Genomic DNA, 13,938 nt, shown 5'->3' with positions numbered 1-13,938 from the left:
CTCTCCATTGGGCACGTTCATGATGGCGGCGATTCCAGATCCGACACTGCGGGATGGCTGATGCGCCTCTTTCTCGTTCGCCACGGCGAATCTCTCGGCAACCTCAACGAACAGGCCTATCGCCAATTCGGCGATCACAACGTGCCGCTGACTGAGTGGGGCCACCGCCAGGCGGTCGAAGCCGGCGGCGCCATCGCCGCCTATCTGAAGGCATTGCCAAGCGCCGATTTCGGCAAGCTGCAGATCTGGTACTCACCATTCCTCAGGACACGGCAGAGCAAGGATGCGTTGCTCACAGCCCTGCCGGAAGGTGTTGTCGGCGATATCAGGGAGGATTACCTGCTGCGCGAGCAGGATTTCGGCCTCTTCACCGAAATTTATGACCACGCCGAACAGAAGCAGAAGTTTCCCGAGGAATTCGAAAAATGGGCGAGGCTGCGCAGCAATAGCGGCAAGTTCTACGCACGGCCGCCGGATGGCGAGAGCCGGGCGGATGTGGCCCAGCGGGTGCGCCTCTTCCTGCAGACCGTCATGCGCGACGCCGAAAACAGCAGCCACAACGTCGTCATCGTCGGCCACGGCGTCACCAACCGGGCGGTCGAAATGAATTTTCTGCACCGCCCCGTCGAATGGTTCGAACGTTCCGACAATCCCGGCAATGCCGATATCACACTGATCGAGGGGTCGCGCTCGCAAGGATACGAGTCGATCCTGCTGCATCAGGCGGCCGACCGGCAGCCGGGACAGGAAAATGAACTTCGCGATGCCTATGGCGCCGACGTGACGATCACGCCGAAGCCTGAGGGATAGACCCCACAAAGGGACGAATGCAAAGCATCGTCAGCAGCATCAAGCCCCTCCCTTGTCGGGAGGGGTGCAGCCAAGTTCCGTTTCGGTCCCCTCACGCAGCCCGCACAGCCGCCATCGGTTTGACGTTCTGATTCATCCGGAACAGATTGTCAGGATCATAACGCCGCTTGATTTCGGCAAGCCGGGCGTAATTGGCGCCATAGGCCATTTCCACCCGATCGGCCTCGTCATCAGGCATGAAGTTGATATAGGCGGTTCCCACGGCATGCGGCTTGGTTGCCTCGAAAAGTTCGCGCGCCCAGCCGGTGCAATTTGCATCCATCCCGGCCTCCCGCCAGCGCGCATGCACGTTCATGACGAAATGCGAACTGCGCTGCGGAAATGCGGTGGCTTCGGTGGGAATACGGCCGGCCGCACCGCCGACATGGCCGACGAATATCTCGCATTCCGGTCCCGGCAGCTTGCGCACGGCGTTGAGCAGCACCTCGATCGTCGCATCCGAGAGCGAGGCGAAATCCTGGCTCTTCCAGTAATTGCGCGCACCGGGCGTCAGCAGCGGATCGAATGCCTGCTGCCAGCCGGTAAACGGCACCGGGCCGACGACATCGGCAATCGGTTTTCCGATCGCCCGCAATCTTTCCGTCGCTTTTTCCCCGGCCGCAATGTCTCCGCAATAGCACATGGCAAGCACCACGACCTCCTTGCCGTGCCACTCGGCCGGCAGGAACGGCAGCGGCGGCGCCTGGCGCATCACCACCCAGCAGGTCAGTTCATCGGGTGCCGCTTCCAGCGCCTGCCGATATTCCTGCAGCACTTTCTCCGCATCGGCAAAGGGATGCACCACCAGCCCGGCGAGAACCTCTGTCTTGAGCGGGTTGAGCTGGAACTCGAAGGAGGTGACGACGCCGAAATTGCCGCCGCCGCCGCGCAATGCCCAGAAGAGGTCCGGCCTTTCCGTCTCGCTCGCCTTGACCAGCTCGCCATCGGCCGTCACCACATCGACCGAGACCAGATTGTCGAGCGTCAACCCGAATTTGCGGGTCAGCCAGCCGAAGCCGCCGCCGAGCGTCAGGCCGGCGATGCCGGTCGTGGAATTGATGCCGGTCGGCAGCACCAGACCGAAGGCCAGCGTTTCCTGGTCGATATCGGCAAGCGTTGCGCCCGGCTCGATCCTGGCGCGGCGCGTCTCCGGATCGACCCGCACCGATTTCATCGCCGACAGGTCGATGACGACGCCGCCCTCGCAGACGGCGTTGCCGGCAATGCCGTGGCCGCCGCCGCGCACCGAAACGAGCAGATTGTTGTCGCGCGCAAACCGCACGGCGCGCACGACATCGGCAGCACCGGCACAACGCGCGATAAGCCCGGGCCGGCGGTCGATCATCGCATTCCAGATCGCCCGCGCCTCGTTATAGTCCATATCTGTGCTGGTCAGGAGACTGCCGCGAAATCCGGCGGCAAACGCATCGATGGCCACGTCATTGACCATCGTCTGCCCCTTTTGCAGGGTCGTCAGGTTCAAATTGTCCATGATTTCCTCCATATGACCGGCGCCCCGCACCGTCGCGGCGGCATATTGCGCCTGCGATGATCGCCAAACAAGTTTTCCAAAAGGATTAGCTAGTTGCTTCCGCCGCGATGAGACTCCACGCAAGGAACGCATTGGGTGTGCCGTGGATACCCCCTCTGCCCTGCCGGGCATCTCCCCCACAGGTGGGGAGATTGGATGGGGCGCGATGGCTCGCTCAAACAACGACCACACAAATACGCCGATCCAGTAGAGAGGGAGCGATGATCGAGCCTCCTGCCGATCTCCCTCCTTGTGGGGGAGATGCCCGGCAGGGCAGAGGGGGGGTAACCCCACGGCACAATCTAGTCCTCGCGAAAACTTCGCCCATCCCCCATTTCCATACTGTCGCCCGTATCCGATTGATGTATGGAGGGAACTCCAGAAAAAGACGTGCACGGAGGCGGCAATGGATCACCAGGATAAATCCAAGACGGAAAAGAACCTGACGAGCGGCGATCTCGACGAACAGGCGCTGTTCTTCCACCGCTATCCCCGCCCCGGCAAGCTGGAGATCCAGGCAACCAAGCCGCTCGGCAACCAGCGCGACCTGGCGCTCGCCTATTCGCCAGGCGTTGCCGCCCCTTGCCTTGCCATCCGCGACAATCCTGAGATGGCGGCTGAATATACCTCGCGCGCCAATCTCGTCGCCGTCATCTCCAACGGCACCGCCGTGCTCGGCCTCGGCAATATCGGCCCGCTGGCCTCGAAGCCGGTGATGGAGGGCAAGGCCGTGCTCTTCAAGAAATTTGCCGGCATCGATGTCTTCGATATCGAGATCGACGCGGCAAGCGTCGAGCAGATGGTCTCGACCGTCAGCTCGCTGGAGCCGACCTTCGGCGGCATCAATCTCGAAGACATCAAGGCGCCGGAATGTTTCGAGGTCGAGCGGCGCCTGCGCGAGAAGATGAAGATCCCGGTTTTTCACGACGACCAGCACGGCACGGCGATCATCGTCGCCGCCGCGATCCTGAACGGGCTGGAACTCGCAGGCAAAGCGATCGAGAACGTCAAGATCGTCGCCTCCGGCGCGGGGGCGGCCGCCCTTGCCTGCCTCAACCTGCTGGTGACGCTCGGAGCAAAACGCGAAAATATCTGGGTCCACGATCTCGAAGGCCTCGTTTATGAGGGCCGCACCGAGCTGATGGACGAATGGAAATCCGTCTATGCCCAGAAGAGCGACACGCGCACGCTCGCCGAAAATATCGGCGGCGCCGATGTCTTCCTCGGCCTGTCGGCCGCCGGCGTGCTGAAGCCGGAGCTGCTGGCCCAGATGGCCGACAAGCCGCTGATCATGGCGCTCGCCAATCCGACGCCCGAAATCATGCCGGATCTCGCCCGTGCCGCCCGCCCCGACGCGATGATCTGCACCGGCCGTTCGGATTTCGCCAACCAGGTCAACAACGTCCTCTGCTTCCCCTATATCTTCCGCGGCGCGCTCGATTGCGGCGCCGAGACGATCAATGAGGAAATGAAGATGGCCGCGGTGCGCGCCATTGCCTCGCTTGCCCGCGAAGAACCGTCCGATGTCGCCGCCCGCGCCTATTCCGGCGAAACCCCGGTCTTCGGCCCGGATTACCTGATCCCCTCGCCCTTCGATCCGCGCCTCATCCTGCGTATCGCACCTGCCGTTGCCAGGGCCGCCGAACAGAGCGGCGTGGCGCGCCGCCCGATCCAGGATTTCGACGCCTATCTCGACCAGTTGAACCGCTTCGTCTTCCGCTCCGGCTTCGTCATGAAGCCGATCTTCGCTGCGGCCAAGGCAGCAGAGCGCAAGCGCGTCATCTTCTCCGAAGGCGAAGACGAACGTGTGCTGCGCGCCGCCCAGGTGCTGCTGGAGGAAGGCCTTGCCGACCCGATCCTGATCGGCCGCCCGCAGGTCATCGAGACGCGCCTCAAACGCTACGGCCTGCGTATCCGGCCGCTGCAGGATTTCGAGGTCATCAATCCTGAGGACGATCCGCGCTTCCGCGAATATGTCGATCTCTATTTTTCCCTCGTCGGCCGCCGCGGCGTCATCCCGGAAGCTGCCCGCACCATCGTGCGTACCAATACCACCGTCATCGGCGCGCTGGCGCTGCGCCGCGGCGAGGCCGATGCGCTGATCTGCGGTCTGGAAGGCCGCTATGAAAAGCATCTGCGCGACGTCCGCCAGATCATCGGCAAGCGCAAGAATGTCCGCGATTTCTCCGCCCTCAGCCTGATGATCTCGCAGCGCGGCGCCACCTTCTTCACCGACACCTACGTCACCTTCAATCCGAGCGCCGAGGAGGTTGCCGAGGCAACGGTGCTGGCGGCCGAGGAAATTCGCCGTTTCGGCATCACCCCGCGCGCTGCCCTCGTCTCGCATTCCAACTTCGGCTCGCGCGAATCCGAGAGCGCGACGAAGATGCGCAATGCCCTGCAGCTCGTGCGCGAGACTGCCCCCGATCTCGAAGTCGACGGCGAAATGCACGGCGAAAGCGCCATCACCGAAGCGCTGCGCAAACGCGTCATGCCGGATACGACACTGCATGACGAGGCGAACCTGCTGGTCTTCCCGAACCTCGACGCCGCCAACATCACGCTCGGTGTGGTCAAATCGATGACCGACGGCCTGCATGTCGGCCCGATCCTGCTCGGCACCGCCCTGCCCGCCCATATCCTCGCCCCCTCGGTCACGTCCCGGGGCGTCGTCAACATGGCGGCCCTCGCCGTCGTCGAGGCATCGCAGCCGGCGTAAGCCGGTTGCGGCCGAGCAACGACGCCGGAAACCGGCCAGCGCCGTATCAGCCCCGGATCGACAGGCGTCCTCTATCGGCGAGCGCGTCCGCGCGCTCGTTGCCGGCAATCCCCGAATGCCCCTTGCACCAGGCAATGGTCATCTGGGCGTTTTGAGACAGCTGAAGATCGACGGCTTTCCAGAGGTCCGCATTGTCGATCATTCGCCTTCGCCCCTGCCCATTCGGGCTGCTTTTCTTCCAGCCGTTGTTTCTCCAGATATGTCGCCTGCCGTTGCAGCCTTTGACGGCATAGACGGAGTCGGACCAGATGGTCGCGGGTTCGCCGGTCGGTTGGCTGTTGACCCACATCGCGGCCCTGAGAACGGCGGTCAATTCCATGGAATTATTGCTGGAATCGTCGACGCCACCGAAGTCGGAGGCGATTTCCACCCCATCGCGATAAACGACAAACGACCAGCCTCCATGCCCGGAAACGGGCTCATAACAACCGTCTGTGAAGAGGTGAAGGCCATGTCGCGCTTCCGCTACGCCTAGTGTCGGCGCAAAGGATCGGATCTCGTCGGGGATGCCTGTCATTTTCACCCGCGTCTCTGGCGATTGCTGGATAAGATCACGAAAATACGCTAATATTTTCTCTGAGCTTATTAAGAGAAATCCGTTAAGGGAAAACGCGCGGCCGATTGAAGTCGCATTCGACCCACCGACCGTTTGCTCATTCCGGGACGACGCCGTGAAACGCCGAAACCTGTCTCTCGCCCTTCTCCTCGCCTTCGCAGCGCCCGCAGCCGCGCAGACCAGTGCCATCTGCGAGGACCTGCGCGGCCGTCTCGCCGACCTGCCGCGATCGATCGGCAATGGCAACGGCCCGGAAGCGCGCCAATATGCCAGCGCCATGGCCGAGCAGAACCTCGAGCTGCGCAAGGTTCGCAACGACCTGCGCAGTTACGGCTGCACCTCGGGCAGCATGGTGGTGATCGGCGGCGAGAATGCCGATTATTGCGCCGAGCTCTCGCAGGCCGAAGGCCGGATGATCGACAATATGGCTTATCTCCAGGACCGCCGCAACGAGCTGACCGGCCGGAACGGCGCCGATGGCGACCGCCGCGAACTGATGGCCGCGCTCGACAGCAACGGCTGCAACAGCGAGAATTTCTATGCGCCGAGCGATCGCAGCGCCGACGAGCCTGCCCCGAGCGTCGAGGAGCAGGCAATGCGTTCCGATACCTTCATTCCGCTCGGCGGCGGTGAGGAGGCCGATCCGCGCTACGGCCTGCCGCGGGCCGAGATGCTGTCGCCGGTCAGCACCATGTGCGTGCGCAGCTGCGATGGCGGTTTCTTCCCGATCAGCTCGAACGCCACCTCGGTCGATTTCGGCCGCGACGCTGAGACCTGTGCCAAGATGTGCCCCGGCATCGAGACCGAACTCTTCTATCGCGAGGTGACGAGCACGGAAGCCTCGAACATGATCTCGGTCGCAACCGGCACGCCCTACAGCGCCATGAAGAACGCCTTCGCCTACAAAAACCGCGCGCCCGGTGAAAAGAACGCCTGCGCCTGCAATCTCACCGCCTATTACGACGAGATGCGCGGCAAGCAGGCGGTAAGCCAACCGCCGCAGCAGGGCTCGATCACCACCATCCGCACCAATCCGCCAGTGAAGGCCGCCGCGACATCAGCCGCGCCGCAGCCATCGGTGCCGGAGCGCCCCTACGACCCCACGCAGAACAAGGTCCGCCAGGTCGGCCCGCAGTTTCTGGCCGGCGACCAGGGCTCGATCGATCTTGCCAATCCTGCCGCGCCTGGCCCGCAGCCGCAGCAGCAGTGAATTGGCTACGGCTCGCTCTGCCCCCAGCCGTCGTGAAAGACGAGTTCATCGAGCGGCAGCCGCTGCCGCCAGCCTTTGACCGAAAGTTCCGGCTCGTCATAGAGCCGGTCGACGAAGCCGGCGCAGAGCCAGGCCACCACCTCGATATGCTCGGGTATGCCGAGAATGCTCTTTAGCTCGCCCTCGCGAAAAATACTGACCCAGCCGATGCCGACCCCTTCGGCGCGGGCCGCCAGCCAGAGATTCTGGATGGCGCAGACCGTGGAATAGCTATCCATCCGCGGATTATGCGTGCGCCCCAGCACGACGCTGCCGCTGCGGGTGGGATCGCAGGTCACGCAGATGCCGAGCGGCGCCTCGATGATGCCTTCGAGCTTGAGGGAGCGGTAGGCCTGGCGCCGCTCGCCCTCGAACATCGATGCGGCCTCCTCGTTGGCCTTCGAGAAGGCATCCCGGACGCGCGCACGCACCGTTGGGCTTTTCACCAGAATGAAATTCCACGGCTGCATGAAGCCGACGGAGGGTGCGTGATGGGCGGCCGTCAGCAGCCGCGCCACCACATCGTCGGGCAAGGGATCGGGCAGGAACTGGCTGCGAACGTCGCGCCGCGTCATGATCGCATGATAGACGGCCTCGCGTTCGGCCGAGGAAAAACCGGACGCCACTGACAGGGCATCCTCATCAAAGGGTCGCATCGTCAAATCCCCAACAACGCAACCGCCCGCCGTCCGCGCGGGTTGGGTCTATCTTGCCAGGCCGGTCTTCTGACTTGGCGTCACCCGTCTGCCGCAGCCTTCCCGGCAAAAGCCAGTGGCATGATGAAGCGGCAGGCGTCGGCCTTACAGCGTTGGGCACGTTCCGGTCTTGCACCGGATTCCCGATTCTCCCGCCTGGATGGCGGGCACCTGACGGCGCATCTATTTCAGGAAAGCAGCGCCACTGCAAGCCGGGAGTCCTCTTCTCCCCAGCGGGGAGAAGGTGGCCCGAAGGGTCGGATGAGGGGGTGAGCAGTGAAACTGCGAATGCACTGAGCGCAAGCGAGGGGCAACATGAAAGGCGTGCCGTGCAGCCCCCTCATCCGCCTGCCGGCACCTTCTCCCCGCTGGGGAGAAGAGGGAGCTGGCCAAGTCTCGATCCTACCTCAACCCTCTCCAAAACAGCAAGAAACGAGAGGCCCATCTCATTTGACCGCCCGCGTCGGTTTGAAGCGGCACGGCAGGCCGCAGCGTCGATTGTTTCTATAGCCTAGCCGCTGATGAAAGCGTATGGCTGAACAATCCATACCAGCACCCCGGTTGCCCGTGCCCCGCCTCACGCCCATGATCCTCGCGGTCGCCCTGTTCATGGAACAGATGGATTCGACCGTGATTGCCACCAGCCTGCCGGCGATAGCAGCCGATATCGGCACCTCGCCGATCGCGCTGAAGCTTGCCGTCACCAGCTATCTCGTGGCACTGGCGATCTTCATCCCGATCAGCGGCTGGATGTCGGATCGTTTCGGCGCGCGCAACATCTTCCGCATGGCGATCTTCGTCTTCATGATCGGTTCGGTCGCCTGCGCCTTTTCCAATTCGATCGCAGCCTTCGTCGTCTCGCGGCTGATCCAGGGCGCCGGCGGCTCGATGATGACGCCGGTCAGCCGCCTGCTGTTGGTCCGGGGAACGCCGCGCCACGAACTCGTCGATGCCATGGCCTGGCTCACCATTCCGGCGCTGATCGGCCCGATCATGGGGCCGCCGATCGGCGGCTTCCTCACCACCTATCTCACCTGGCACTGGATCTTCTGGATCAATGTCCCGATCGGCGTCGCCGGCATCATCCTCGTCACGCGCTTCCTGCCGGCGGTCGAGCCGCGCAGCCCGCGGCCGATGGATTTTCCGGGTTTCTTCCTTTGCGGCATCGGCTTTTCCGGCTTCGTCTTCGGCCTCTCGGTCATCAGCCTTCCCGCCGTGCCCGTCGTCTACGGTTACGTCACCGTGGCAATTGGCATCCTTGCCGGCCTCTTCTATCTCCTGCATGCCCGCCGCGCGTCCTATCCGCTTCTCGATCCGAAAATGTTCCGCTACCCGATGTTCCGGGCGGCAATCCTCGGCGCCTCCAATTTCCGCATGGGGCTCGGCGCCCTGCCTTTTCTGATGCCGCTGATGCTGCAGCTCGGCTTCGGCCTGACGCCGCTGCAATCGGGCTCGGTGACCTTCGTCAGCGCGCTCGGCTCGATGGGGTCGAAATTTGCCGCTTCGCGCACCTTCAATACCTTCGGTTTCCGCACCGTCATATCGATCACCACCTTGCTGGCGGCGATCTTCCTCGGCATCAACGGGTTCTTCACCGCTGCAACGCCGCTGCCGCTGATCATGGCCTGCCTGCTGATCGGCGGCCTGTTCCGCTCCATGGCCTTTTCGGGCGTCAATGCCATGGCCTTCGGCGATGTCGACGATGCCGACAGCAGCCAGGCGACCGCAATCAATGCCGTCGCCCAGCGTATCTCCATGGCGATGGGTGTGGCGATCGCCGGCGGCATCCTCGAAATTTCGAGCAGTTTCCATGGCGGCAGGCTGCTGGTCTCGGATTTTCACACTGCCTTCTTCAGCGTCTCGGCAATCTCGGCGCTCGCCTGCATCACCTTCCTGCGCCTGCCGCGCGATGCCGGCGCGGAACTGACGACACGCCGCCTTAAGCACCGCCAGGCCGAGCCCGAAGAGGCCTTGGCGGAAAACAGCCCTTGATCCCGCCGACCGCCGGTCCGGTATCCCATTCCACTTTATGATTTCTTCACACATCGAAGACAGACTGCGTTTGCGCGTTTTGGGTCGCACAGGGGGACATGGGCATGAGTGCTCATGCTGCGACCGCCGGCGTGGATGCCCGTATTGATAGGCTGGTCGGGACCATATCCGACTGAGCTCGCGTTTCGAGGCCCCCGCGGCATGTTCCATTTTTTAAAAACGATGCCCCTGACAGCCAAGCTGGCGGCGATTATCGTGACCGTCAACCTTTGCGGCATCTCCGCCTTTGCCACCTATACGTGGATGTACGAAACCAAGGCGTTGATCGATGGCGCCAAGGCGAACTGGTCCAAGGATGTGGAGCAGTTCGCCTCTCTGGCCGCCGGCGGCGTGAAATGGGGCAAGGCGAATGCCGTTCGCGAGGCCTATTCGCTGTACCGCGACGATCCCTCGCTTGACCTTGTTCAGTTTGCCGCCTTCAACGCCGAACCCGCGGCCATCGATACATGGACGCGCGACGGCGTTGACGGTTTGCCCTCGCCGGCCGATCTGGCGAAGCGCCTCAGTGCCAAGCCTGAGAAAACCACGATCGATGACAGCGGAATATCTGCCGGCGTTGTGACGATCATCGCGCCGCTTCCGCTGGATAAATCAGGCAAGGCGACCGGCTACGTCGTCACCAACTGGTCGGTCGAAAAAATCGCTGCCGAAGTCAAGCAGAAGGTGTTGATTTCGCTGCTGACCCAGTTTGTGATCACCGCCATGGCCGTTGTCGCTTTTCTTCTCGCCATGCGCAGCCTCGTCGGCCGCCCTCTCAGAATTCTCAGCGAGCGGATCAGCGCCTTGCAGAAAGGCGATCTGGCCTCCCCCGTCACCTACAGGGAAAATGGCGACGAAATCGGCTTTCTGGCGCGTGCCCTGGAAGTTTTCCGTAACGAGGCAATTGCCAAGATCGAAAGAGAGCAGGCCGCGGCCGAGCAGAGCGCCTCGTTCGACGCCGAACGGGCGCGTAACGCATCCCTGACGGAAGAGGCCAGCAACGCTCAGCGGCTGGTCATGACAGCGCTGGCAAATGAACTGGAAAAGCTCGCCGCCGGCGACTTTTCGATACGCCTGGCCGATCTCGGTCCCGAATTCGATAAACTGCGGCAGGATTTCAACAACATGGTCGAAGCAGTCGCGGCAGCGCTGACCGAGATCAAGATCGCTTCCGTTGCGGTTGAAGGCGGCTCAAGCGAGCTTGCTTCCTCCGCCGATCAGCTCGCCAAGCGTACCGAGCAACAGGCCGCGGCCTTGGAACAGACCGCCGCAGCACTGGATGAGGTGACCACCACGGTCAGAACATCGTCGCAGCGGGCCGAAGATGCCGGGAAGCTGGTCGAGGAAACGAAGCGCAGCGCCCATGTCTCGGCGACTGTGGTACGCGATGCGATCGGGGCGATGGACCGGATCCAGACATCATCGAGCCAGATCGGCCGCATTATCGGCGTCATCGATGAAATCGCTTTCCAGACGAACCTGCTGGCGTTGAACGCCGGCGTCGAGGCGGCGCGCGCCGGCGAAGCCGGCAAGGGTTTTGCGGTCGTCGCGCAGGAAGTGCGGGAACTCGCCCAGCGCTCCGCCAACGCGGCCAAGGAAATCAAGAACCTGATCAACGTCTCCGGCCAGGAAGTGGCGGCCGGCGTCGGGCTGGTCAACGAAACCGGCGATGCCCTTTTGAAGATCGAGGAGCAGATCAACCGCATCAGCGACAGCATCGCTTCCATCGTCCAATCCTATCGCGAACAGGCCACGGGCCTGCAGGAAATCAACGGCGCCATCAACCAGATGGATCACGCGACACAGCAGAACGCGGCAATGGTCGAGGAGACCAACGCCGCCTGCCAGGAGCTGCGCACGCAGGGACGCCTTCTGCAGGATTCCGCCGGCCGGTTCACCGTCGGCGCCGCTGCCGCCAGTCAGCCCAGAGCCGCTCAACCCGTTCGTCAATCTCGCCCTGAACCCAGAGCCTTCGTGCAGCGGCACGCCGGAAATGCCGCCGTTGCCGCTGCTCCCGGTGCCTGGGAGGAGTTCTGACCTCGTCTTCATTCGATAGACTTTTAATCCTCAACACCCAAAATCGGGAAGGGAACAGTTATGAAGAAAGTTGTGACCGCATTTCTTTTGGCCTGCACCGCAGTCGCCGTGCCTATGGGCGTATCCATGGCGCAGGATGCGAAGCTCGCCCCGATCTCCGACTACGTGACCAGCGACGTAAAACCCTGGCTTAACGACCCCGCCATCATCGAGGCGGTCAAGGCGCAGAACGCCGCAAACGCCAATCTGAGCCAGGGCGATATCGACGCTCTCGACAAGAAGTGGCGTGCCGAAGTCGATGGCTCCGACCACTCGATGATCGACGGCGTGCTCGGCAATGCGTTGTCGAAATTCCTTCAGGAAAAGAAGGCTGCTTCCAACGGCAAGATTTCGGAGATCTTCGTCATGGATGCAAAGGGGCTGAATGTCGGCCAAAGCGATCCCACATCCGACTATTGGCAGGGTGACGAGGGCAAGTTCCAGAAGTCCTTCGGTGCCGGCAAGGATGCCGTCTTCGTCGATGAGATCGAAAAGGACGAATCGACCCAGACGCTGCAGTCGCAGGCAAGCGTCACGATATCAGACGACAAGGGAACGCCGATCGGCGCCATCACCGTCGGCGTGAACGTCGACGCGCTCTGATCTCAAGACCTTCGTTAAGTTCGTATCTCTCGCCCAGAAGCAGCGAGCTTCTGGGCGATTGAATTAAGCCCTCCGCAGGAACGGTTTCGCCGCGCCCGAGCGCCTGGCTTTCAGCCGCAAAATTCTGCGTGACAATGGGCTGCCGCGACGCTACATACGCCCGATGTCGACCACTTCGATCTACGCCTCGCGATTTTATTGGTACCGCTGCTCCCAGCGGATGCGGGTCTATGCGTAACTGAAGTCGACGCGACGACAACCCGAACAGCCGCTAGTCTACCTGGCGGCTTTTTCGTTCCGCACGGTATGACCAAACAGGAGCCATACCGTGCCCGATACCATTGACGATCTCCGTATCCTCGAGATCACCCCGCTGACCAAACCCGCCGATATCATCGCGGAAATTCCCCGAACCGTTGCCGTCAGCGAGACGGTGACCAGCAACCGCCATGCGATTCACAAGATTCTCGAGGGAGAAGACGACCGCCTGATCGTCGTCATCGGCCCTTGCTCCATCCATGATCCTGCTGCGGCATGCGAATATGCCGAGCGGCTGGCGGAACAGCGGCAGCGCTTCTCCGGCGATCTCGAAATCGTCATGCGCGTCTATTTCGAAAAGCCCCGCACCACGGTCGGCTGGAAGGGCTTGATGAACGACCCGCATCTCGATGGCAGCTACCGCATCGAGGAAGGACTTCGGATTGCCAGGCGCCTGCTGCTCGACGTCAATGCGATGGGCCTGCCCGCCGGTGTCGAATTCCTCGAAACGATCACGCCGCAATACATTACCGATCTCGTCAGCTGGGGCGCGATCGGCGCGCGCACGACCGAAAGCCAGATCCATCGCCAGCTCGCCTCCGGCCTCTCCTGCCCGATCGGCTTCAAGAACGGCACCGACGGCGGCGTCCGCGTCGCGCTCGACGCTATCCTCGCCGCCTCGCAGCCGCATCACTTCCCCGCCGTCACCAAAGACGGACAGGCGGCCATCGCTTCGACGAGGGGCAATGAGGACTGCCACATCATCCTGCGCGGTGGCAAACAGCCGAACTATGAAGCGACCGATGTCGAAGCTGTGGTCGGCGAAGCCGTCAAGCTTGGCGTGCCCCCGCGCATCCTGATCGATGCCAGCCATGCCAACAGCAGCAAGGATCCGATGAACCAGCCGCGCGTCGTCAAATCCGTGGCCTCGCAGATCGCCGCCGGCAATCGCCACATCAAGGGCATGATGATCGAGAGCAACCTCGTCGCCGGCCGCCAGGATCTCGTCCCCGGCAAGCCGCTGGTCTACGGCCAGTCCATCACCGACGGCTGCATCGACTGGGACATGTCGGTAGCCGTACTGGAAGACTTGGCGAAATCCGCCCGCGAACGGCGCAAGGCAGCCGTCGCGGCCTGATAGACAGCATCAAGCGCGGCGGGCAGACACCCGCCGCCCAACAGGGCGGTGGGGGTCAACCCGGTTATCTCACGGCTACGCCGACCGGATCCGGCTTCATAACTCACGCCCGGATGATCGATCCAAGTTCCGATTTGAAAGCTGCTACGAGCAACCTGGGGCTACCAACCCGC

Annotated in this window: 10 protein-coding genes and 1 riboswitch; of the genes, 7 read left to right on the top strand and 3 right to left on the bottom strand. The window is 62.6% G+C overall.

What is annotated here, in order from left to right:
• The first annotated feature begins 60 nt into the window (after positions 1 to 60).
• Positions 61 to 810 carry a histidine phosphatase family protein gene (locus QMO80_RS00995; RefSeq protein ID WP_283198512.1) on the top strand — a complete coding sequence of 250 codons (750 nt, stop codon included), beginning with the start codon at positions 61 to 63 and terminating at the stop codon, positions 808 to 810.
• Between the two features lie 91 nt (positions 811 to 901).
• Here the strand turns inward: QMO80_RS00995 and QMO80_RS00990 are convergent, their stop codons facing one another.
• Complete coding sequence (locus tag QMO80_RS00990) at positions 902 to 2,341, bottom strand: FAD-binding oxidoreductase (RefSeq protein WP_283198511.1); 1,440 nt, start codon at positions 2,339 to 2,341, stop codon at positions 902 to 904.
• A gap of 445 nt (positions 2,342 to 2,786) precedes the next feature.
• On the opposite strand from QMO80_RS00990, the gene QMO80_RS00985 reads away from it, so the two are divergent.
• The gene (locus tag QMO80_RS00985) at positions 2,787 to 5,099 is read left to right on the top strand and encodes an NADP-dependent malic enzyme (protein ID WP_283198510.1); all 2,313 of its coding nucleotides are present in this window, start codon (positions 2,787 to 2,789) and stop codon (positions 5,097 to 5,099) included.
• A gap of 46 nt (positions 5,100 to 5,145) precedes the next feature.
• Here QMO80_RS00985 and QMO80_RS00980 read toward each other — a convergent pair whose 3' ends face one another.
• A complete protein-coding gene (locus QMO80_RS00980) occupies positions 5,146 to 5,676 on the bottom strand; it encodes a ribonuclease H (RefSeq protein WP_283200083.1) in 531 nt (176 codons plus the stop codon).
• Positions 5,677 to 5,830: 154 nt separating this feature from the next.
• Between QMO80_RS00980 and QMO80_RS00975 the strand changes: the two genes are divergently transcribed.
• Positions 5,831 to 6,925 (top strand): DUF2865 domain-containing protein, encoded by a 1,095-nt coding sequence (locus QMO80_RS00975; RefSeq protein WP_283198509.1) that lies wholly within the window; start codon positions 5,831 to 5,833, stop codon positions 6,923 to 6,925.
• Between the two features lie 5 nt (positions 6,926 to 6,930).
• Here the strand turns inward: QMO80_RS00975 and bluB are convergent, their stop codons facing one another.
• Positions 6,931 to 7,620 (bottom strand): 5,6-dimethylbenzimidazole synthase, encoded by a 690-nt coding sequence (gene bluB / locus QMO80_RS00970; protein ID WP_283198508.1) that lies wholly within the window; start codon positions 7,618 to 7,620, stop codon positions 6,931 to 6,933.
• Positions 7,621 to 7,661: 41 nt separating this feature from the next.
• A riboswitch (cobalamin riboswitch) is annotated at positions 7,662 to 7,849 on the bottom strand.
• A gap of 341 nt (positions 7,850 to 8,190) precedes the next feature.
• On the opposite strand from bluB, the gene QMO80_RS00965 reads away from it, so the two are divergent.
• The 4 genes from QMO80_RS00965 (at position 8,191) to QMO80_RS00950 (ending at position 13,765) form a co-directional block, all read left to right on the top strand.
• Entirely contained in the window at positions 8,191 to 9,651 is a 1,461-nt protein-coding gene (locus QMO80_RS00965) for an MFS transporter (protein WP_283198507.1), read from the top strand.
• A 201-nt stretch (positions 9,652 to 9,852) separates the two neighbouring features.
• Complete coding sequence (locus QMO80_RS00960) at positions 9,853 to 11,727, top strand: HAMP domain-containing methyl-accepting chemotaxis protein (protein WP_283198506.1); 1,875 nt, start codon at positions 9,853 to 9,855, stop codon at positions 11,725 to 11,727.
• Positions 11,728 to 11,787: 60 nt separating this feature from the next.
• Positions 11,788 to 12,369: a hypothetical protein gene (locus tag QMO80_RS00955; RefSeq protein ID WP_283198505.1), complete on the top strand. Its 582-nt coding sequence runs from the start codon at positions 11,788 to 11,790 to the stop codon at positions 12,367 to 12,369.
• 328 nt (positions 12,370 to 12,697) lie between these two features.
• A complete protein-coding gene (locus tag QMO80_RS00950) occupies positions 12,698 to 13,765 on the top strand; it encodes a 3-deoxy-7-phosphoheptulonate synthase (RefSeq protein ID WP_283198504.1) in 1,068 nt (355 codons plus the stop codon).
• Positions 13,766 to 13,938: the final 173 nt, after the last annotated feature.

This window comes from Rhizobium sp. BT03 (assembly GCF_030053155.1).
GTDB lineage: Bacteria > Pseudomonadota > Alphaproteobacteria > Rhizobiales > Rhizobiaceae > Rhizobium.
The sequence above is the reverse complement of the archived record's forward strand: the minus strand, read 5'-3'. Positions and strand labels throughout refer to the sequence as shown.

Coding starts and splice junctions, on each gene's coding strand:
- bluB (WP_283198508.1), bottom strand. CDS start 7,620: ATGCGACCCTTTGATGAGGATGCCCTGTCAGTGGCGTCCGGTTTTTCC.
- QMO80_RS00980 (WP_283200083.1), bottom strand. CDS start 5,676: ATGACAGGCATCCCCGACGAGATCCGATCCTTTGCGCCGACACTAGGC.
- QMO80_RS00955 (WP_283198505.1), top strand. CDS start 11,788: ATGAAGAAAGTTGTGACCGCATTTCTTTTGGCCTGCACCGCAGTCGCC.
- QMO80_RS00965 (WP_283198507.1), top strand. CDS start 8,191: ATGGCTGAACAATCCATACCAGCACCCCGGTTGCCCGTGCCCCGCCTC.
- QMO80_RS00990 (WP_283198511.1), bottom strand. CDS start 2,341: ATGGACAATTTGAACCTGACGACCCTGCAAAAGGGGCAGACGATGGTC.
- QMO80_RS00985 (WP_283198510.1), top strand. CDS start 2,787: ATGGATCACCAGGATAAATCCAAGACGGAAAAGAACCTGACGAGCGGC.
- QMO80_RS00995 (WP_283198512.1), top strand. CDS start 61: ATGCGCCTCTTTCTCGTTCGCCACGGCGAATCTCTCGGCAACCTCAAC.
- QMO80_RS00960 (WP_283198506.1), top strand. CDS start 9,853: ATGTTCCATTTTTTAAAAACGATGCCCCTGACAGCCAAGCTGGCGGCG.